General features: G+C 64.2%; 14 protein-coding genes, 3 tRNA genes, 1 other RNA gene and 1 pseudogene. 8 read left to right on the forward strand and 11 right to left on the reverse strand.

Features of this window, described 5'->3' with window-relative positions; all coding sequences use genetic code 11:
- Positions 1-64: 64 nt before the first annotated feature.
- Positions 65-1,543 carry an aspartate ammonia-lyase gene (aspA, locus tag BKH33_RS01260; RefSeq protein WP_003783894.1) on the forward strand — a complete coding sequence of 493 codons (1,479 nt, stop codon included), beginning with the start codon at positions 65-67 and terminating at the stop codon, positions 1,541-1,543.
- A gap of 94 nt (positions 1,544-1,637) precedes the next feature.
- Here aspA and BKH33_RS01265 read toward each other — a convergent pair whose 3' ends face one another.
- Together BKH33_RS01265 and aceE are read right to left on the reverse strand one after the other, a co-directional pair.
- Positions 1,638-2,285, reverse strand: a complete 648-nt coding sequence (locus BKH33_RS01265; protein ID WP_003783888.1) for a DUF3060 domain-containing protein — start codon at positions 2,283-2,285, stop codon at positions 1,638-1,640.
- 106 nt (positions 2,286-2,391) lie between these two features.
- The gene (aceE, locus tag BKH33_RS01270; RefSeq protein ID WP_076142455.1) at positions 2,392-5,145 is read right to left on the reverse strand and encodes a pyruvate dehydrogenase (acetyl-transferring), homodimeric type; all 2,754 of its coding nucleotides are present in this window, start codon (positions 5,143-5,145) and stop codon (positions 2,392-2,394) included.
- 398 nt (positions 5,146-5,543) lie between these two features.
- On the opposite strand from aceE, the gene BKH33_RS01275 reads away from it, so the two are divergent.
- Complete coding sequence (locus BKH33_RS01275; protein WP_003783253.1) at positions 5,544-5,948, forward strand: DUF3052 family protein; 405 nt, start codon at positions 5,544-5,546, stop codon at positions 5,946-5,948.
- Between the two features lie 175 nt (positions 5,949-6,123).
- Positions 6,124-6,196, forward strand: a tRNA-Val gene (locus BKH33_RS01280).
- A gap of 32 nt (positions 6,197-6,228) precedes the next feature.
- On the opposite strand, the gene BKH33_RS01285 is transcribed toward BKH33_RS01280, so the two are convergent.
- Positions 6,229-7,143 (reverse strand): alpha/beta hydrolase, encoded by a 915-nt coding sequence (locus tag BKH33_RS01285; RefSeq protein WP_003783288.1) that lies wholly within the window; start codon positions 7,141-7,143, stop codon positions 6,229-6,231.
- Positions 7,144-7,152: 9 nt separating this feature from the next.
- Positions 7,153-7,353: pseudogene (locus BKH33_RS14350) on the reverse strand (hypothetical protein); the annotation flags it as partial.
- Between the two features lie 224 nt (positions 7,354-7,577).
- Here BKH33_RS14350 and BKH33_RS01295 point away from each other — a divergent pair.
- The gene (locus tag BKH33_RS01295; RefSeq protein ID WP_003783263.1) at positions 7,578-7,778 is read left to right on the forward strand and encodes a YdeI/OmpD-associated family protein; all 201 of its coding nucleotides are present in this window, start codon (positions 7,578-7,580) and stop codon (positions 7,776-7,778) included.
- Between the two features lie 78 nt (positions 7,779-7,856).
- Here the strand turns inward: BKH33_RS01295 and BKH33_RS01300 are convergent, their stop codons facing one another.
- Both BKH33_RS01300 and BKH33_RS01305 read right to left on the reverse strand, forming a co-directional pair.
- Positions 7,857-8,897, reverse strand: coding sequence for a DUF1266 domain-containing protein (locus BKH33_RS01300; protein ID WP_003783302.1), 1,041 nt, complete (start codon positions 8,895-8,897; stop codon positions 7,857-7,859).
- Between the two features lie 89 nt (positions 8,898-8,986).
- Positions 8,987-10,159, reverse strand: a complete 1,173-nt coding sequence (locus tag BKH33_RS01305) for an aminotransferase class I/II-fold pyridoxal phosphate-dependent enzyme (RefSeq protein WP_003783247.1) — start codon at positions 10,157-10,159, stop codon at positions 8,987-8,989.
- Positions 10,160-10,356: 197 nt separating this feature from the next.
- Between BKH33_RS01305 and BKH33_RS01310 the strand changes: the two genes are divergently transcribed.
- Positions 10,357-11,607 (forward strand): DUF1266 domain-containing protein, encoded by a 1,251-nt coding sequence (locus BKH33_RS01310; protein ID WP_003783286.1) that lies wholly within the window; start codon positions 10,357-10,359, stop codon positions 11,605-11,607.
- Positions 11,608-12,010: 403 nt separating this feature from the next.
- On the opposite strand, the gene BKH33_RS01315 is transcribed toward BKH33_RS01310, so the two are convergent.
- The 4 genes from BKH33_RS01315 to BKH33_RS01330 all read right to left on the reverse strand — a co-directional run bounded on the left by BKH33_RS01315 (position 12,011) and on the right by BKH33_RS01330 (position 15,129).
- Positions 12,011-12,970 (reverse strand): hypothetical protein, encoded by a 960-nt coding sequence (locus BKH33_RS01315; protein WP_050998519.1) that lies wholly within the window; start codon positions 12,968-12,970, stop codon positions 12,011-12,013.
- Positions 12,971-13,822: 852 nt separating this feature from the next.
- The gene (locus BKH33_RS01320) at positions 13,823-14,650 is read right to left on the reverse strand and encodes a DUF4839 domain-containing protein (RefSeq protein ID WP_003783250.1); all 828 of its coding nucleotides are present in this window, start codon (positions 14,648-14,650) and stop codon (positions 13,823-13,825) included.
- A gap of 270 nt (positions 14,651-14,920) precedes the next feature.
- A tRNA-Leu gene (locus tag BKH33_RS01325) sits at positions 14,921-15,002 on the reverse strand.
- 35 nt (positions 15,003-15,037) lie between these two features.
- Positions 15,038-15,129, reverse strand: a tRNA-Ile gene (locus BKH33_RS01330).
- A gap of 206 nt (positions 15,130-15,335) precedes the next feature.
- Between BKH33_RS01330 and BKH33_RS01335 the strand changes: the two genes are divergently transcribed.
- Together BKH33_RS01335 and BKH33_RS01340 are read left to right on the forward strand one after the other, a co-directional pair.
- Positions 15,336-16,238, forward strand: coding sequence for a Nif3-like dinuclear metal center hexameric protein (locus BKH33_RS01335; RefSeq protein WP_003783267.1), 903 nt, complete (start codon positions 15,336-15,338; stop codon positions 16,236-16,238).
- A gap of 57 nt (positions 16,239-16,295) precedes the next feature.
- On the forward strand, positions 16,296-17,030 hold the full coding sequence (locus BKH33_RS01340; protein ID WP_003783245.1) for a zinc ribbon domain-containing protein: 735 nt from the start codon (positions 16,296-16,298) through the stop codon (positions 17,028-17,030).
- Between the two features lie 72 nt (positions 17,031-17,102).
- Here BKH33_RS01340 and BKH33_RS01345 read toward each other — a convergent pair whose 3' ends face one another.
- Positions 17,103-17,906 carry a YaaA family protein gene (locus BKH33_RS01345; RefSeq protein WP_003783297.1) on the reverse strand — a complete coding sequence of 268 codons (804 nt, stop codon included), beginning with the start codon at positions 17,904-17,906 and terminating at the stop codon, positions 17,103-17,105.
- Positions 17,907-18,011: 105 nt separating this feature from the next.
- On the opposite strand from BKH33_RS01345, the gene rnpB reads away from it, so the two are divergent.
- Positions 18,012-18,403: RNase P RNA component class A (gene rnpB / locus BKH33_RS01350), an RNA gene on the forward strand.
- The last annotated feature ends 38 nt before the right edge of the window (positions 18,404-18,441 follow it).

The raw sequence follows: 18,441 nt of genomic DNA on the forward strand, positions 1-18,441 counted from the left end.
GCACCCTGTGTGCCAGCATAGATGCGTGCATGCGCGCACCCAACTAGACAACTGGAGGCTCAAGATGATGCAGGCGACCCGCGTAGAAGAGGATCTTCTTGGTGCACGGGAAGTGCCATTGGAAGCCTATTGGGGAATCCACACCCTGCGGGCGATGGAGAACTTCCAGATCTCAGGGTCGGTGGTCGGTGACGAAGAGGCTTTTGTTCGCGGCATGGTGCAGGTGAAGAAGGCCTCGGCGTTAGCGAATGGTGATCTTGGTGCACTTGACCCTGAGGTTGCGGGCGCGATCGTGTGGGCGTGTGATCAGGTGCTGGTTGCGGAGCGTTGCCTGGATCAGTTTCCGGTCGACCAGTTTCAGGGGGGTGCCGGTACTAGCGTCAACATGAATACCAATGAGGTCATTGCCAACCTCGCACTGGAATACCTGGGATACGCCAAGGGACGTTATGACGTCGTCAATCCCAACGATCATGTCAACAAGTCCCAGTCGACGAACGACGCCTACCCGACCGGATTCCGCCTGGGGCTGTTCACGCTCGTCGACTCCCTCATCGAAGAGCTCGAGCGCCTCATTGCCGCCATGCGTGCCAAGGGAGCCGAGCTCGTCAACGTCCTGAAGATGGGGCGAACCCAGCTCCAGGACGCCGTCCCCATGAGCCTGGGTAAGGAGTTCGAGGCCTTCGCCGTTCTTCTTGAGGAGGAGGTCGATCGGCTTCGCAACAATGCCGCGCTGCTCCTGGAGGTGAACCTCGGTGCCACCGCGATCGGTACGGGACTCAACACCCCGCCCGACTACCAGCGTACCGTTGTTGAGTACCTGCGTGAGGTCACCGGTCTGGATATTCGAGGAGCGCAAGACCTGCTGGAGGCCACGAGCGATACGGGTGCCTACGTCTCCATGCACGCGGCCATCAAGCGCCTGGCGGTCAAGCTCTCAAAGATCTGCAATGACCTGCGCCTGCTGTCCTCCGGGCCCCGTGCGGGGCTGGGGGAGATCAGGCTGCCCGAGCGTCAGGCCGGCTCCTCGATCATGCCCGCCAAGGTCAACCCGGTGATTCCGGAGGTGGTCAACCAGGTCTGCTTCAAGGTCATCGGCAATGACGTCACGCTGACCTTCGCCGCCGAGGCGGGGCAGCTCCAGCTCAATGTCATGGAGCCGGTGATCGCCCAGGCCAGCTTCGAGTCGATCGATCTCCTCACCCGTGGGATGGCGACCCTGCGTGAGATGTGCGTCGTGGGTATCGAGGCGAATGAGGAGGTCTGCCGCCGTAATGTCTTGGACTCGATCGGGATCGTCACCTACCTCAATCCGGTGATCGGTCATCACAACGGCGACCTGGTGGGACGCGAGTGCGCCCGCTCGGGGCGTAGTGTGCGAGAGGTGGTTATCGAGATGGGGCTGCTCGAGGAATCTGTTCTCGACGAGATTCTCAGTCCGGAGAACCTCTTGCGGCCCCATTTCCGTGACCTGAATGTGTACTCCGGATCCGATCCGTCAACTCCGCCGGTGATTCCGACGGCGCCGGACCCGGTGAGCTGAAACAGGTCCGTCTTCCAGGTGTCGTCGGGCGGTCAGTAAGTGTCTGTCACTGCTCTGCGGAATCGGAGGCCGGTGCGACTGACTCGGTGGTGCGTTACGAGAGGGCGCTGCAGGATCGGATAACCGGGGCGTGAACATCCTTGCCGATCACATTGAGACCTTGCGGGTCCACCTTCGACTGCGGAGGTCCGGAATGCCAGAAGACGTAATTGAGATTGTCGCCGTCGTTTGATCCAAACGTGACTTTATGGGCGGCGTCGATCCAGATCGTGTTGTCGAACCCCTGAACGGTGAGTGACTCGATCTCTCCTTCGATGATGACCACGAGGTTTGTTGCGGTGATTGTTACGTCTCGTGCGCCCGCCGAGACCTTGACCACTCGGTCGGCTGAGAGGGCGTCGGCGGTGACGTCGACCTGGTCGGAGCCGGGAACAACCTTGGTGATCTGAGCCTCTGCCTGGGCGCGGTTATCCTCCTCGTCATTGTCGGTCAGTTCGTCGTCGTAGTCGCGTATGTCGGATGACGTGCAGTTCCCGTACTCCAAGGGGTCGACGGGCGTGTTGGCGTCCAGCCCCTCCGTGGGCTCTTCATCGCCCTCCTGGTCGGCGGCGGACTGGTGGGCGTGGCTCGGAGAAGGTGAGGGCGTTCCTGCCAGGACTGCTTTGACAGCCGAGCAGCCAGACAGGCTCAGCAGGCACGCGGCCATGAAAGAGGCGGAACGCAGGATCGGGGAGCGGGACACCGAGGACCTCATTCGATAGATGTGGCGGTGCCGGTGAAACGAGGAAGAGCTCGTCCCACCGGCACCGCAATTGGTCAGTGCGTCCAACTATAGCCGCATGACAGGCTCAGGACTCGCCTCCCTGACCGCCGGAGGTGCCCGCGTTGACGTTGGTCAGGTCGTAGCGAGCCACGGCCTGCGCCAGGACGGAGTGGTCCAGGCGTCCCTGCTCCACCAGTGCCTGCAGGGCGCGGACCACGACCGACTGGGCGTCAATGAGGTAGTGGCGCCTGGCAGCGGCGCGGGTGTCGGAGAAGCCGAAGCCATCGGCACCCAGGGTGTAGTAGTCGCCGGGGACCCAGGCGCGGATCTGGTCGGGAACCAGGTGGTCGTAGTCGCTGGTGGCGACGAAGGGGCCGTTGGCGCCGGTGAGCTTCTGCGTCACGTAGGGGACCTGACGCTCGGAGTCGGGGGCCAGGAAGTTGGCCTTCTCCACCTCCAGTGCCTGGCGCCGCAGCTCATTCCAGCTGGTGACGGACCAGGTGGCGGCGCGCACGCCCCAGTCCTCGGCCAGGATGCGGCGTGCCTCCTCGATCCAGGGCAGTCCGACTCCGGAGGCCAGCAGCTGGACCTCGGGGCCCTGGCCGTCAGGGGCGGAGCTGATGCGGTGAATGCCGCGCAGGATGCCCTCGACGTCGACGTCGTCGGGCTCGGCCGGCTGGTGGATCGGCTCGTTGTAGACGGTCAGGTAGTACATGACGTCCCGATTGCGTCCTGAGTCCGGGCCGTACCAGCGCTCGAGGGCGTCGCGCACGATGTGCCGGATCTCGTAGGCGTAGGCGGGGTCGTAGCTGATGACGGCGTCGTTCGTCGCAGCGATCATGGGGGAGTGGCCGTCCATGTGCTGGGTGCCCTCACCGGTCAGGGTGGTGCGCCCGGCGGTGGCCCCGATGATGAAGCCGCGGGTCAGCTGGTCGCCGGCGGCCCAGAACTGGTCACCGGTGCGCTGGAAGCCGAACATCGAGTAGAAGATGTAGACCGGGATCATGGGCTCGCCGTGGGTGGCGTAGCTGGTGCCGGCCACCTGGAACAGGGAGACCGAGCCTGCCTCGTTGATGCCCGTGTGCATGAGCTGGCCGGAGGTGGACTCCCGGTAGGACAGCATCATGTCGGCGTCGACCGGCGTGTAGTTCTGGCCCTGGGTGTTGAAGATCTTCTTGGTGGGGAAGAGCGACTCCAAACCGAAGGTGCGCGACTCGTCGGGGACGATCGGTACGATGCGCCGGCCGATGCCCTTGTCCTTGATGAGCTCCTTGAGCAGGCGCACGAAGGCCATCGTGGAGGCGACCTCCTGCTTGCCCGAGCCGCCCTTGAGGATGTCGTAGGTCTTGTCGCCCGGAAGCTCGAGCTCGACGCCTGCGTCGCGGCGCTCGGGGATGAAGCCGCCGAGCTGACGGCGTCGGTCCAGCATGTAGAGCAGGGAGGGGTCGTCGTCGGCCGGCCGGTAGTACGGCGGCATCTTGGGGTTGGCCTCGAGCTGCTCGTCCGTGATCGGGATGTGCAGACGGTCGCGCAGGGCCTTGAGGTCATCCAGCGTCAGCTTCTTCATCTGGTGGGTGGCGTTGCGGCCGGCGAAGTGCCCGCCCAGCAGGTAGCCCTTGACCGTGTGCGCCAGGATGACGGTGGGTTGGCCCTTGTGCTCCGTGGCGGCCTTGTAGGCGGCGTACATCTTGCGGTAGTCGTTGCCGCCGCGCTGGAGAGCCCAGATCTCGTCGTCGGTCCAGTCCTTGACGAGCTCGGCGGTGCGCGGGTCGCGACCGAAGAAGTGCTCGCGGATGTAGGCACCGTCATTGGCCTTGAAGGTCTGGTAGTCGCCGTCGAGCGTCTCCATCATGAGGTGCTCCAGGGCGTGGTCCTTGTCCGCGGCGAGGAGCTGGTCCCAGCCACGGCCCCAGATCACCTTGATGACGTTCCAGCCGGCGCCCTTGAAGAAGGCCTCGAGCTCCTGGATGATCTTGCCGTTTCCTCGCACCGGGCCGTCGAGGCGCTGCAGGTTGCAGTTGATGACGAAGGTGAGGTTGTCCAGCTGCTGGCTGGCCGCCAGCTGCAGCATGCCGCGGGACTCGGGCTCGTCCATCTCTCCGTCGCCAAGGAAGGCCCAGGTGTGCTGCTGGGAAGTGTCCTTGATGCCGGCGCCCTGAAGGTACTTGTCGAACCAGGCCTGGTAGATGGCCTCTGAGGGGCCCAGTCCCATGGAGACGGTGGGGTACTCCCAGAAGTCCTCCATGCGGCGGGGGTGCGGGTAGGAGGGCAGGCCGCGGCCGCCTGCCGGGCGGGACTCCTCCTGACGGAAGCCATCCAGGTCGGCCTCGCTCAGGCGTCCCTCGATGAAGGCTCGGGCGTAGTTGCCGGGGGAGGCGTGGCCCTGGAAGAAGACGTGGTCGCCGCCACCGGGGTGGTCCTTGCCGCGGAAGAAGTGGTTGAAGCCCACCTCGTAGAGCGTGGCGGTGGAGGCGTAGGAGGAGATGTGGCCGCCGACCCCGACGCCGGGACGCTGCGCCCGGGTCACCATGACAGCGGCGTTCCAGCGCAGCCAGCGCCGGTAGGTGCGCTCAGCGCTCTCGTCGCCGGGGAAGTAGGGCTCGTTGGTGACGTCGATGGTGTTGATGTACGGCGTCGTCATCTGGGTGGGCACCGTGACGTTCTTCTGACGGGCCTGGGCCAGCATGCTCAGCAGGATGTAGCGCGCCCGCTTGGCGCCCTTGTCCGCAATGAGGGCATCGAGGGACTCGTGCCACTCCTTGGTCTCCTCTGGGTCGTTGTCGGTCACCTTCGTCAGGAGGCCGTCAATGAGCGGCGTGGAGTCACTGGTGGGGCTCACGGAATCCTCTTTCCTCGCGTCTGTGCGGTGGGCCCGAGCCTCGCTTGCGCGCCGTGGCACTAAAAACTGCATCGGCGTACGGGGCTGAAGTCAGGCCGCTGTGGACGATGGCCCTAATCTACGACCTGCGGCGGCGCGAACGCTGCCCTCGACGGGAAGAAAGTCCTACGTCACGTATGATGTGAGCCACATAACGAGGGGTTGGTTTCCGTATGTCGGGAGCCGGTACGACCGTGGAGTCCTCGGCTGCGCCTGAAACACCGTTCAAAGCAAAGTTCAAGGTAATCTGGCGAGCGTGTTCACTTGCGCGGCTGGCACCGGGTGAGGTGGGCTAGTACCCATCGCCCAGCAGCGGGCGAGCGAGAGACGGGCGCAGCCCAGAAGGACGGTGTGAGGAAGTGGCGAGTACAGCGGGTGGGGCTTTCGGCTTCGCCTCCGGTCTCATCATCCAGGAGTTCGGCTACGACGACGACGTCGACGAGACCTTGCGGCAGGTGGTTGAGGCAGAGACCGGAACCACTCTGGTGGACGAGGACTATGAGGACGTGGCCGACTCGGCCATCGTGTGGTGGCGTGATGACGACGGCGACGTCGACGACCTCACCGACCTCCTGGTGGACGCCCAGGCCAACCTCGACGGCGCAGGGCTCATCTGGGTGCTGACCCCCAAGGCGCGCACCACCGGGGCCGTCCCGGCCGCAGAGGTGGAGGAGGCGGCCGCGACCGCCGGCATGCACGCGACCTCCGCGGCCTCGATGGGGCAGCACTGGAGCGGAATCAGGGTCTCCAGCCGGGGACGCTGATGCGCTCCGAGGTCGAAGGGTGTCCTCGAGCGCCCGAGAATTCGGGCGATTAGTGGCTCGCATCCGGTAGACGGTAGAGTTACCGCGCAGGAAGATCCTCGTCCTCGTGCGTTCATGCAGGCGCATGAGGCGCAGCAGTAGTAACAATGGCTGTGTCTGCGGGGCTTCTGCGCTTGGACCTGTAGCTCAGCTGGTAGAGCAACGCGTTTACACCGCGTCGGTCGTCGGTTCGAGTCCGGCCGGGTCCACTACAGGCGTGACCTCGTCACCCGCAGCAGTTTCAGTCCCCGCCCCGCGAGCCGAGGCGCCGAGCCAGGTCGGCGACGGCGTCGACGAGATCCGTGACTCCCGGGTCCTCGACAGGGAAGTGGCCGCACTCGCGCAGAACCACCAGCTCGGCCGGACCCGCGGCGCGCGACAGCACCCGGGCGCTGAGCTCAACCGGCGTCCACGCGTCCCGGCCGGGGTGCAGCAGTGTCACCGGCGTGCGGTTGCGCTCGGGCGGGGTGTGCGCGAACCGTAGGTAGGAGGCGAGGAAGCCCAGAGGGACCCTGGCGGCGCCTCCGTGCGGGTCGACGGCGCACAGGTGAGACAGTGCGCGGTTGCGGCTCATCCGCCGCAGGTTCGCCACGGCGCTCATCGGTACCATGGTGCGCGCCAGCCCTCCGCGGGCGAGTGCCGACAGCGGCCCGCCCAGGACGCCCAGTGCTCCCGCGCGCGTCATGTGCGCCCGGGCCCGCCAGTCACGCGGGTCGAGCAGGCACGTGGCGGCCACCGCCGCCACGTGCGGCGAACGGGCCGCCACCTCATAGGCGAGAAGGCCGCCAATGCTGGCGCCCAGAAGCACCAGGGGACGGTGGTCGTGCTCGGCCTTGACGAGGTCGATGAGGAGATCGACCCAGGTGTCATAACGCACGGCCGCGGGATCCGGTGACGTCGTGCGGCCGTACAGGGGCAGGTCGACGGCACTGACGTCGATGCCGCGTGAGGCCACCAGCGCGGTGATGGGCCACAGCGCCCCGCTGTGCCCGCCCGCCCCGTGCACGAGCAGGACCCGGGCCGGCGCCCCCGGGTCGGAGGCTCGCGCGATGTGCACACGGTGGCCGTGCCACCGCCACCACGTCGGCTCGGGCACCAGCGAGGCCGCGTGCTGGTGGTGCGGCGGCAGGAAGGGCACGTACGGATTGGCCAGCATGCGTTGATGCTAGCCGCGCGAGCCGCGGCGCCCGCGCTTCTCCGCAGTGAGTCCACGAAGCCACCCCAGTCCTCGTGCCTTGCACAGCCCTGGAGCGCACCGCCGATGAGGCTGGAAGCTCTGGCTTGGTTCTGACACCTGCTGCTTGCTGATGCCATAGATCTGGCAGATCTCCCACACCGGCACGCCCTGCTGGTAGAGGGCGATTACCTCGTCCTTCTGCGCCGGCGTGAGGCGGGTGTGATGCTGGCAGGGGAGCGGCTATGGTGGTCGTGGTGGTGGTTTGTGGGGGCTCCGTCGTCGGGCGGCAACGTCTTGGCGAACTCCCGCAGCGCCTGCCAGTTCCTGGTGGGAGAGGTAAGGAGGGCTCCCACCAGTTCCGTATACGAGCCCTTGGGCCGGTGGCATTCTGCCGATCATCCGGAGGAGACAGAATGAGTAACGAGCAGGCGGGAATCCCGGCGGAGCTGACCGAGGCGCTATCGGAGAACGAGACGGCGGAGAAGATATTCGCGGCTCTGCCTTCATCGCACCAGAATGAGTACCTGCGCTGGATCGGTGAGGCGAAACGTGCCGAGACCCGCCAACGCAGAGCTGCTAAGGCTGTGGAGATGATGGTCGACAAGCACGGGTAGAGCGGTCTGTTCCTTACCGGCTCGTGCGACGGCGACGGCCAGACGGATCGCCACGCGACATCGCCGTCGTGGCGTGTATCAAAGTTTTTTCGTGAACCGGTGACGCCACTCGGGATGGGTGCCGAATTGCTGGAGACGGCGCTGCCCGCGGAGAACGACCTGATCATCGACCCAGCGCTCCCACTGCGTGGCTCGCTGTCGCTCGCCTGTGCTCAGGGGTGTGGCCACGCCGGCCTCGATGAGATCGCCCAGAATCATGAGAGACGAATCGGGAACCTGGATCTCCCAGGGGACGAGCATCCAGGGGCCATCTGGTCCCAGCAGGACGAACGAGCGATTGAGGTCATGAAGGTCGTTGAAGTGCTCGTCGTCACCGCCCTCGGAGTGCCAGTACCAGCGTGTCAGTCGAAATGACTCCCAGACCTGCGTCCAGTTCTGAAAGCGCTCCCGCAGCGCGCGATCCAGCAGCGCCAGCGTGTCCAACGCCTCCGCCTCCGTTATCCAGCCCAGGGCGACGCCGTACCGTGTCAGCATGGCGGCGCGAACCATGTCCCAGGCTGTGAAGTCCACGTTCTGGATACCCCGGTCGTTGTTCCGCATCCGTTCCAGTCGCCATAGCGTCTCTGCAGCGTCCTGGGAGGAACCGGCTGCGCCTTGCAGCTCATAGCGTTCAGCCTCCGCCAGCGAGGTATTCGTCCACCGGGCCCGTTCGTCGTTGAAGTCGCCGCGATGGCCGAACATGATCAGCTGGAAGATCTGGCTGAGAAGATCAAGGCGGGAGCGCACGCCCCAGTCGCGGGCGAGCATTTCACGCTTGCCCTCAGTGTCCGAGCAGGCCAGGCGATCCCACGGCTCGTGGTGGCACAGGGAGTACGGCGCATAGATGGCCACAAGACGTTCGTACGCGCCGCAGGAGAACGCGCCGGGCTCTGAGCCCCGGATGGGGCGATGGTGCTCGGTGAGCTCAGTCCATGTCGACTCCTCGCCCTCGTGAAGAGACGATGCGACCTCATCCCGACGCTGCCGAAGCTTCTGACGAATTGGTCTATATAATTCGGCGGCACAAATTACGCCGAAGAAGACCAGGGCAATGATAAGGAGAGGGACCTGTGAGGGCATGGAGAGTATTGTGCAGCATACATGCAGGCGAGCACCAAATTCGTGAACGGGGGTTGATGTCGTTGTTATTGGGTTGAATGCCCGTTTATTTACAGGGTGCCGATCAATCTTTCGAGGCGTTTCATTCCCTCATACAGTTCGTCACGAGACGCGGCGTAGGACAGTCGCACATGGGAACGAGCCGTGGTCGTGGAGAAGTCCTTCCCCGGAGTGAGGGCTACATGCGCCTCCTCCAGGGCGCGGTAACAGAAGGTCTGGGCGTCGAGCCCTGTGGAGGAGACATCGAAGTAGACGTAGAAAGCGCCGTCGGGCAGAACCGGAACCGGTAGGCCGATGCGTTGCAGCCCATCGAGCACGATGCTCCTGCGAGCAAGCAGTTCTTGGCGGCGCTCCTCGCACACCGAGATGGATTCGCGGGAGAAGGCCGCCAGCGCGGCCTGCTGAATAGGGGTCGAAGCGCACAGGAAGTAGTTGACCGCCAGGTTCTCAGCGGGTTTCACCAGCTCCTCGGGAAGGATCGCCCAACCCAGGCGCCACCCCGTCATCCCGAAGTACTTGGAGAAGGAGTTGATGACGATCGCCTCGGGGTCGGTCTCCAGGACGCTGTGTGCAGGCGTGCCATCATCGTCGGGATCGGCCAGGCCCAGGTAGATCTCGTCGACGATTCGCCAGGCGCTGCGTTCACGCGCCAACGCGCAGATCGATGCCAGCTCCTCGAAGGGAATCGACGTGCCCGTGGGGTTGGACGGCGTCGCCAGCATCACCGTGCTCGTCTGCGGAGTCCACACCGACTCGGCAGAGGTACGGTCCATCTGGTAGCGGCTGGCAGGACTGGTGGGTGCCAGGACGATCCGGCCGCCGTAGGTCTCCACCAGCTGACGGTTGCAGGGGTAGGAAGGATCCGCGATGACGACGTCGTCGCCGGGCTCCGTGGTGGCGGCGGCTACCAGCAGGAGCGCCGAGGACGCACCGGTGGTGACGACGATGCGGCCGGGATCGACCTCTACACCATGCCGGTCCCGGTAGAAGCCCGCAATGGCCTCTCGTAGTGCGAGCAGTCCCAAGGCGGGGGAGTAGGGCAGTGGCCGGCCGTCCATGACGCGGCGCATCTCCTCGCGGACAGCGGGAGGGGCGCCGAAGTCGGGCTCACCCAGGCTGAGCTTGGCGATCGAGTGGCCCTCGGCCTGGAGGGTTCCAGCACGCTCGCCGATGCTCATGGCATGGAAAGGCCGGGCGGCCTGGGCTCTAGCGGCAATCTTCATGACGGCTCCTTGACTCAGGGGAGGACAAGGCCAGTGTCCACCTTCTCGTGGCGGGAGGGCAAAGGTCCCGCAGCCCCGGGAGAAGGGGAGAGGAAAAGACCTTCTGATCCCGTATTCTCCCGGTTGATATCTTGTTCTTCCGTACCGTGTCTGAAAGGCTCTGAGGGCAACACTCGTGCCGAGGACGGAGTCCGATCGTGCTCACTGACGCCATGATGCTTGTCTCTCCCTTTCACGCTGACTACGAGTTCCTGGCGAGGCCGTATCACGAGGCAGCTCCTGAGCTCTGGGACACGGAGGGCGCTGGTCTGGCGGGGTTGAGTCAAGAGGTCGCAGCCGCTCTCCTGGAGGAGTCCTTCGAGGTTGTGGACGCCGCCTCTGCGATCGAGTGGTGCGACTCGCTGGAGGCCGAGGCCGGCTTATGGCCGGATTCGAGCCTCGTGGCTGCGCACGTACCCGCCGTGTCGATGCTCGCCGGCTCCGCAGTGGCCGCGGGCTTCGACTGCTGTCGCGTCATCAACATCCTCACCTCGGCTCGCGCGGCGGGCTATATAGACGAGCGCACGTTGGCGGCCCTCCTTGAGCGCTACGTGCAGGGTTTCGTTGACCGCTGCTCCGGATGGGGGCAGTACCTGGCCTCGGTCATCGTGGGCAAGGTGGCGTTCCAGGTCATGTACGCAACGCCTGAGACTCGCCATGTCGATGCGACGATCATTCTTGAAGGCGCCCACATCATGGCACTGACTGCTCCTGTCACCCTGTTCCGCACCGGAATCTGGCCCGAGGAGGATCTCAGTGCCCTGATCAGCGCGATCGAGGCCCTCATTCCTGCCGAGCGTGTGCGTGCTGTTCGTCTCGGGGCCAAGGGATGGCTGACGACGGCTGAGCATCCTCTGGACTCGGCTACCGCCAAGGTGCTTGAGGATGCGGACACGGATGCAGGAACGTTTCTGCGTGCACGCGCTCTGGCGCAGGAGGTCTTCTGGCGTCCTGCCGATGCAGGTGGCATCGGGGGCGTCTTCGAAGATTTGAGAACTGCCCGTATACCTCTGTGGGATCTGCCTGCTCGCGGTGACGGTGCTGCGGCGACGACGTTCTGGACCGACTCGAGTCTTGATCAGGAGCACTGGAGCGGCGTGCCGTTCCTGCGTACGAGTGAGGGGGCTCGGCTTACCGCCGTGATGACGGAGGACGCCTGCTTCCTGGTCTCCCGAAAGGCACTGCGCCGAGTCTTCACCCCGATCCCCTGGGAGCAGGTGAGGTTCACGGTGTCGGTGATGCCGGGACAGGACATCGTCTTCTATGCCAACGGCAAGAAACTTGGCACGCTCTTCCCCGACTGGGATGTGGTGGGGGTGATCAACCCCGACCTGCCGTTGCACCTGGAGGCCTTCATGAATGGTCTGGGACCGCGTGTGCGTGCCTTCAGTGCCGCCTATCCACTATAAGCAGCGCCTACGCGGAGGCGAGCGAGACCACGGCGGCCCGCGGCATCCGCAACACAGCCTTGCTGTCCGATCAGCGCGGCAAAGAAGCGACAGGGCCCGAGCCTTGAGCCCACGGGCATGTCTGCCCGCGAGATCGCTGCCCAGGTCGGCGTTGCCGAGTCCACCGTCCGCGTTACCTGTCGCCAGGCCACGTAACCACCCCGCCGCAAGCGATGCTTCACCGGCGGTTACCTCCAACGGACGAAGTCAGTATTGCCTGGTTGGTGTCAGTTTTGAAAAATGCGGTAGCTACTGATTTGTTTAACCCGAGAGATTTGCATCGACATCTCCCTGTTTTATTATTTGATTGTGAAGAATGTTTCTATTTTCGGTTCGAAAATACATGCTTTTCGGTGATATGCTGTTACGCAATCATCCCCATTCTCTTCATTGGTAAACCGAGCACGTCTCGTCGTGCCTTCGCTAGCGCCTCGCCAGCGTCATTACCAAGAATCTCTTCTATATCCCAGGTTCTGACCGTCGCCTGTCGTGGCAACCAGACGCCGATGCACTTGGCTTGGTAGTCGTTGTCGAGATCGAGGATGAGGTAGCCCAGGAGCTGCATGAGGACTTTCCGCACCCATGGTGCGCTGATCTTGTCTACGACCTTGAAGTCGAAGAGGGTGTCGTCGATGAACCAGTCGCCGTCGGCACCGCCGACTAAGAAGTCGCCGGAGAAGGACGGGTTCGAGATGAAGAAGGCCCCGTGTCTCATGCGCAGGCGCCAGTGCTTGATCTGGCGCTGGTTGACGATGCGCAGGCGAGCGATGTCTTCGAGCATGAGTGGTGGGATCGAGTCGTACACCTCGTCGACGTTCCGTGCTGCTGACAGGCGTTCGCCCAGCGAGCTGCGTATCGCCCGCACGCCGGCGCGGTAGAGGGACTCGCACCAGGCGAAGACGATGCTGGCGTAGTCCTGGTCGACGTCGTCGCCGTCCTTGGTGAGTCGCTCCGCCTCGAGGAAGGCGTCGCCAAGCACGTCTGATATGTGCTGGCCATTCGGCAACAGTGGTGCGAGGAGATGGTTGAAGACGTCCATGCCCATCGCCGAGGCGCTCCGGCGTGGTTCGAACTCACCCAGCATCATCCTGGTGCGGATGTCGAAGGCCATGCCGACAGTTGGCGAGTGCCGCCGTGCGTCGCTCACTCCATCCGGCAGTGGTGCCAGGACTCGCGCCTTGACGAGATCGTAGAAACCAAGCCGTTCAGCGACCCGTTGACCTTCCGGGGACCTGCCACCCGCTATGGCCAGCGCAGGGGCACAACCCTCCACCAGCTGCCGGAACGGAGACTGCTTCTTATTCAGTTCGCGCGTCAGGCTCATGGGAGGCTCCACCGCAGGATTGAGAGGGATATACAGCAGTGCAGAGCCGAGCGACACCGGTGTCGCCACAGGGGACAGGGGGCTGGAGGATGACTCCAACAAGGACGGGGCTGCGTTGCCGCAATCGATAGTAGGTCGCCGCACGACCAGCCAGTAGCCATCTCCCATCCTGGCGGGCTGTTTGTGGCCGAATTGTGATCCAACGCTGCTTGCCGGGTAGCAGGCAGTCGCTCGGGATAACGACTGCCTGATTGGAGACGTTACAGGCGCTAAGGCGTGGTGTTCAGTCGAGCCGACCGTGACTACCTATCCATCTACTTATCAGTTCCTGACTTGATGCAGCGTTCACGTCCGATTTTGGGATGTTGATCAGATCGCATCTGTAAGGTCTTCGTAGCGCCTGAGGAAGGTGCGCGATGAGTGATAGTGATACTGGAACGAAGAAGGGTACTGGGCGCCTCATGGCCAGGAGTCTCGGGCAAGTCGCTTGTGACGCCGAGCCCGGCACCAGGTCAGGGCCAAGTGCAACTGTCGGCACCTGTACTCAGACATCGGCTACGTCTCTTCTTTTGAGAAGCGTGACGGATGTGGGTCTGTAACACGCAAAGCCCTCCAGGGCAGCCTAAGACAAGCTGTCCAGCAACAACTTGCCTGCAACCGACGATAACAACACAATCAGACTAACCCAGAAGACAGCGATGATGTCTGATCCAATCATCCAAAATGGAAATCAACGCTAAATCAGTTCATTTTCGATACTAAGCAGACAGACATGGTGTGTCGATGACCGAAAATGTGGGCAGCCAGGTCAACTGAGTCTGGTGACGCCGTCTGAATCTGGGTGAATGAATACTATCGTGTCGATGTGGCGATTGGTTCCAGGTGAAGCAGTTGCTGGGTACTGTTGAAGTCGATGATCTTGGCAATGATGTGCAAATTCTGGCCGGCGCTGACGCTGCTAGGTTGGTTGTCTCCAGTGAGGTGAAGATCGTAGTAGTTGCAGTCCTCAAACATGAAACTTGGGCCATATGCGACTGTAGTGCTGTAGTCGCCGGCGTAGACCAGGAAGTCGAATCGTGTTTTGTAGGTGTTATGGGGCCCCATGAGTGCGATATTCCCGTCGAACTCAATGATGCGCCCTTTGTACTTTGCTACAAACTGCTCCGCCGTGTCTCCGTCTGAACGTGGGTTCTGAGTCAGATTACGGAACTCCTCGTTGTTCTCGGCGGTGATGTTCTCGTTGCTTGCCGTGGGAGATGGAGAGGGTTCCGGCTCCTGTGAAGGCTCGGGGTTCTGAGGTGCCGGGGATGTGGATGGTTGGTCGGGAGTGGGCGTTGATCCGGTAGTCTCCTTATCCTTCTTGGGGAAGGTGTGGTAGCTGACGACCACCGGAGCGTCCACGGCGAAGGTGTCGCTCGTTGAGAAGGATGTTTTGCCGCCGATGGACACCTCTTCGACCTGGCCGTCCTCTGTGAGCCATCCGAGGATCAGGTCGTCAATCTCTCTTGTCGAGACGTTGGTGAACCCTGCCCCCTTGAACTGAGACACCATGTCCTGATAGTTGCTACTGCTCACCTCAGAGGACTCGACTGGGGCGTTGATCTTCTTGTTGGCGCCATCGCAAGCTGCAAGGGATGTGGCCAAGATGCATGCGGCCATCAAAGCAACAAATTTTCTCATGGTAGTCCTCAGGGGGTGACGTCGGCGGGGAGTCGACGTCAATTGTGTTGCCGGTCGGCAAAATGAGTCACCAGTTCATGTGATTCTCTGGGGCCGGCTCTCGTGTGAGCCTAGGATGCCACTGTCTTTAAGTGGCGAGCAAACTCTGTAGGTCCCGCATGTCGCATCAATTTTTCTGCCGGACCGCAGCTTTGGTGGCGTCGCGTCAGCGCTCTTCGATGCTGTTGATCGTCAGGTAGAGTTCGTGGCCTTCCGCGTTTATTGAGACTGTGCCCCCGGCGGGACTCGAACCCGCACGCCCGTAGGCAGCGACTTTTAAGGTCGCGGTGTCTACCGATTCCACCACGGGGGCGAAGTGCCCTGATATTCAAGTATTGGGCACGCCAGTACCCCCACTGGGATTCGAACCCAGGACCTTGTGCTTATCAGGCACGACACGAGGTATAAGCTCGCTGCTCTAACCGCTGAGCTATGGGGGCGCGGCCGTGACGCCGACGGCGTCGAGGAGGCCGACGCTGCCAGCACCGGAGGGGCCCGGCAACGCGGAAGTAGGTTACCCCAGATGTCGGCTGCGTCGGTCGTTTTCCCGATTGTGTTCCGGCGGTGCCCCGGCATGTGGACGGCCTGGGCCGCATCGACGTCGTCAGGTCTTAGGAATCCCCGGCCTTGCCGCTAGCCTGGTCGCATGAGTCACACCCCTGTACCCGCATCCTCTGAGGCCGGACGCGAGACCTCCCGGAATACCCCGGAAGGCTCCTTGACGGTTGGCGACGTCGTCGCCCTTGTGGAGGCGGCCGCGCCTCCCGGCCTGGCCGCGTCGTGGGACTCCAACGGGCTCATCTGCGGAGATCCCGCCGACCCAGTGCGAAGCATTCTGCTGGCCGTCGACCCTGTAGCTGCCGTCGTCGACGAGGCCATCGACTCCGATGTCGACATGATCATCACCCACCACCCGCTCTATCTGCGCGGGACCGACCACGTTGCGGCCACCGATCCCAAGGGCCGCTCCATTCACCGCCTCATCCGTGCCGGCATCGCACTCCTCAACGCCCACACCAGCCTCGATGCCGCTCACGGGGGAGTGGCCGAGGCCCTCGCCGACCGTGTGGGCCTCACCTCGGCCTCCCCTCTGGAACCAGACCCGGCCTCCCCAGACCAGGGCATCGGTCGCATCGGCGTGCTCCCACACCCCGTCACCCTGCGCCAGCTCGCCTCAGACGTCGCCGCAGCCCTGCCCGACTCGGTGCCCGGCCTCCTCGCGGGTGGGGACCTCGACGCCGTCGTCGAGCGCATCGCTGTCTCAGGTGGGGCGGGAGACTCTCTTCTGCAACGGGCTCGTGAGGCAGGTGCCGACGTCTTCCTCACCGCCGACCTGCGCCACCACCCCGCCTCCGAGCACCTGGAGGAAGGTCGCCCCTACCTTCTGTGCGGAACGCACTGGGCCACCGAGTGGGTCGGCCTGGAGCCCCTCGCCCGCCGGCTCGAGGAGGGAGCCCGTTCCCATGGGGGCTCATTGGCGGTCCAGGTCTCCCGCATTGTCACGGACCCCTGGGTACTGCGCCTGTCCACCGGATCAGACCGGGCGTGAGAGGATCATGAGAGGATTCGCAGCACCAACCTGTACGCACCTGAAGGAGCACACGCCGTGACAAGCGCACCCATTGCCCAGCAGCGCCTTCTCATCGATCTCCAGGACCTTGACTCCCGCCTGGCACGGCTGCGTCACGAGCGCAAGCACCTTCCGGTCCTGGCCCGTATTGAATCGGTCATCGAGCGCCTCAAGGCCAATAAGCGAGCCGCCATTCAGGCCGATGCCGCCCTCAGCGAGGCCAAGGCGCAGGCCACCCGCAGCGAGGACGAGGTCGCTCAAGTGGTGCGCCGTGCCGAGGTGCTGCGCGAGCGTCTCCACTCCGGCAGCAGCGCGGCCCGTGACCTGTCCGCCATCCAGGGTGAGATCGACCAGCTCGGCCAGCGCCAGTCGGCCCTCGAGGAGGCGCAGATCGTCGCGATGGAGGCGCTCGACTCCGCTCGGGAGGAGTCCGAGCGGCTCAGTCGGGAGGAAGCCGAGATCCGCGCCGCCGGACGCGAGCTCACCGCCAAGCGTGACGCCGAGTTCGCCCGCCTCGATGAGGAGATCGAGTCCCTGGAGAACCAGCGAGCAGACCTGGCGGGCACCATCGAGACGGTGCTGCTGGCTGATTATGAGGCTGTCCGCACCTCCACTGGGGGTCTCGGCGCGGTGGCCCTGCGGGGACGCGCCGTTGAGCGCGGTACCGTCGAGATCAGCCCCCAGGAGCTGGCGCGGATCGCGGCCGCTCCGAAGGATGAGGTGATACACGCCGAGGAGAACGACGTCATCGTCGTACGGATGGACATCTGACAGCAGCGCCTCAGGACGGGGCGCATCTGCCTTCGGATCTCCTATCCGCTGTGCACGGTGGCGTGACTGTCCTCAACGGGTCACCAGGGTGAGGACTAGTCGCCCCTGCCGATCCGCCTCGGAGACCTCGACGTCGTCGACGCTGTTCAACCGTGCGGCGAGAGCGGCGACGTCGTCCGCGTGCGCATCGGGCGACAGGGTCCCGGCGGCAACGGCACTGAGAAGCGCGCCGGTGAGGAGCCCCCGAGCCTGCTTCGCCATGTGCGAGACCACCTTGCGGGAGCCATCGTTGGCGACGCGTACCACTCGCACCGTCATGATCTCAACACCGTCGCTGGCAGATGGCTTCCAGGCGGCCGCATAGTCGGCTGACCGACAGTCGACCACCAGGCCCGGTGCGCCCCTGTCCTTAAGCACCGGGGCGAGGTGCGGTTTCCAGAATGAGGGGAGTCGTCCCGGCCCCGGCAGCGATGTTCCCATCGACAGCCGGTGATCGGGCACTGGATCGATAGGGGAGAGCACGCCCCACAGGCCCGAGAAGATGACGCAGTGGCGCTCCAGGGTGCCGCGCCCCGTCGTCTGCGCTGCGATCGAATCGAGTTTCGCGGCCTCGTACAGGACTCCCGTGAACAGCTGATGGGCGGGTGCGCAGGGCGAGGTCTCCAGCCACAGGTTCGTCCTCGTCTGCTCCGCGCTGCGTGGTCCCAGCCCCAGAACGGAGGCGGCGTCAGGACCCCGACTCACCTCGGCCAGCGCTGACATCACCGTGCGGCGTGGTGCGGTGAGCCGCTCGGCGTCCAGGAGCGAAGCGAGGGCCAGTGACGGGCCACTGCTCGGAGCGGTCTTCCCCTCGGAGGGAGGCAGCAGGATCAGCATCCGCACATGATAAGACGGATACGTACCGAAGGTCGGGCCTTCGTCAGGTACGTCAGGCACTCGGGCTCCGACGGCGCACCATGCCGCTATGCTGTCCCGTGCGGACGAGCCGACCGGGCGGCCGCGGTACCTGTCACCGCCCTTGTGGTGGTGCAGGGCTGAGGAACGTCCGGGCTCCACAGAGCAGGGCGGTGGCTAACAGCCACCCGGGGTGACCCGCGGGACAGTGCCACAGAGAGCAGACCGCCCACCGTATCCCGGTGGGTAAGGGTGAAAGGGTGGGGTAAGAGCCCACCAGCGCGACGGGTGACCGCCGCGGCTCGGTAAACCCCGCCCGGAGCAAGACCGCACAGCTGGCGCTCGAGGGCTGCTCGCCCGAGTCAGCGGGTAGGTCGCACGAGGCCACTGGTGACAGTGGTCCAAGATGAATGGTCGCCACCGCCCGGGCCGGTAACGGCGGGCGGCAACAGAACCCGGCGTACAGGTCGGCTCGTCCGTCTCACCTCGGCCAGTACATGAGGGTGGGGCCAACCAG

Source organism: Actinomyces naeslundii (assembly GCF_001956585.1).
In the GTDB taxonomy this organism is placed as follows: Bacteria; Actinomycetota; Actinomycetes; order Actinomycetales; family Actinomycetaceae; genus Actinomyces; species Actinomyces naeslundii.

What these genes read in the sequence shown, in the direction of transcription:
- aspA (WP_003783894.1), top strand. Translation starts at nt 65, where the DNA reads ATGATGCAGGCGACCCGCGTAGAAGAGGATCTTCTTGGTGCACGGGAA.
- BKH33_RS01285 (WP_003783288.1), bottom strand. Translation starts at nt 7,143, where the DNA reads ATGCTGGCCAATCCGTACGTGCCCTTCCTGCCGCCGCACCACCAGCAC.
- BKH33_RS01295 (WP_003783263.1), top strand. Translation starts at nt 7,578, where the DNA reads ATGAGTAACGAGCAGGCGGGAATCCCGGCGGAGCTGACCGAGGCGCTA.
- BKH33_RS01300 (WP_003783302.1), bottom strand. Translation starts at nt 8,897, where the DNA reads ATGCCCTCACAGGTCCCTCTCCTTATCATTGCCCTGGTCTTCTTCGGC.
- BKH33_RS01305 (WP_003783247.1), bottom strand. Translation starts at nt 10,159, where the DNA reads ATGAAGATTGCCGCTAGAGCCCAGGCCGCCCGGCCTTTCCATGCCATG.
- BKH33_RS01315 (WP_050998519.1), bottom strand. Translation starts at nt 12,970, where the DNA reads ATGAGCCTGACGCGCGAACTGAATAAGAAGCAGTCTCCGTTCCGGCAG.
- BKH33_RS01320 (WP_003783250.1), bottom strand. Translation starts at nt 14,650, where the DNA reads ATGAGAAAATTTGTTGCTTTGATGGCCGCATGCATCTTGGCCACATCC.
- BKH33_RS01335 (WP_003783267.1), top strand. Translation starts at nt 15,336, where the DNA reads ATGAGTCACACCCCTGTACCCGCATCCTCTGAGGCCGGACGCGAGACC.
- BKH33_RS01345 (WP_003783297.1), bottom strand. Translation starts at nt 17,906, where the DNA reads ATGCTGATCCTGCTGCCTCCCTCCGAGGGGAAGACCGCTCCGAGCAGT.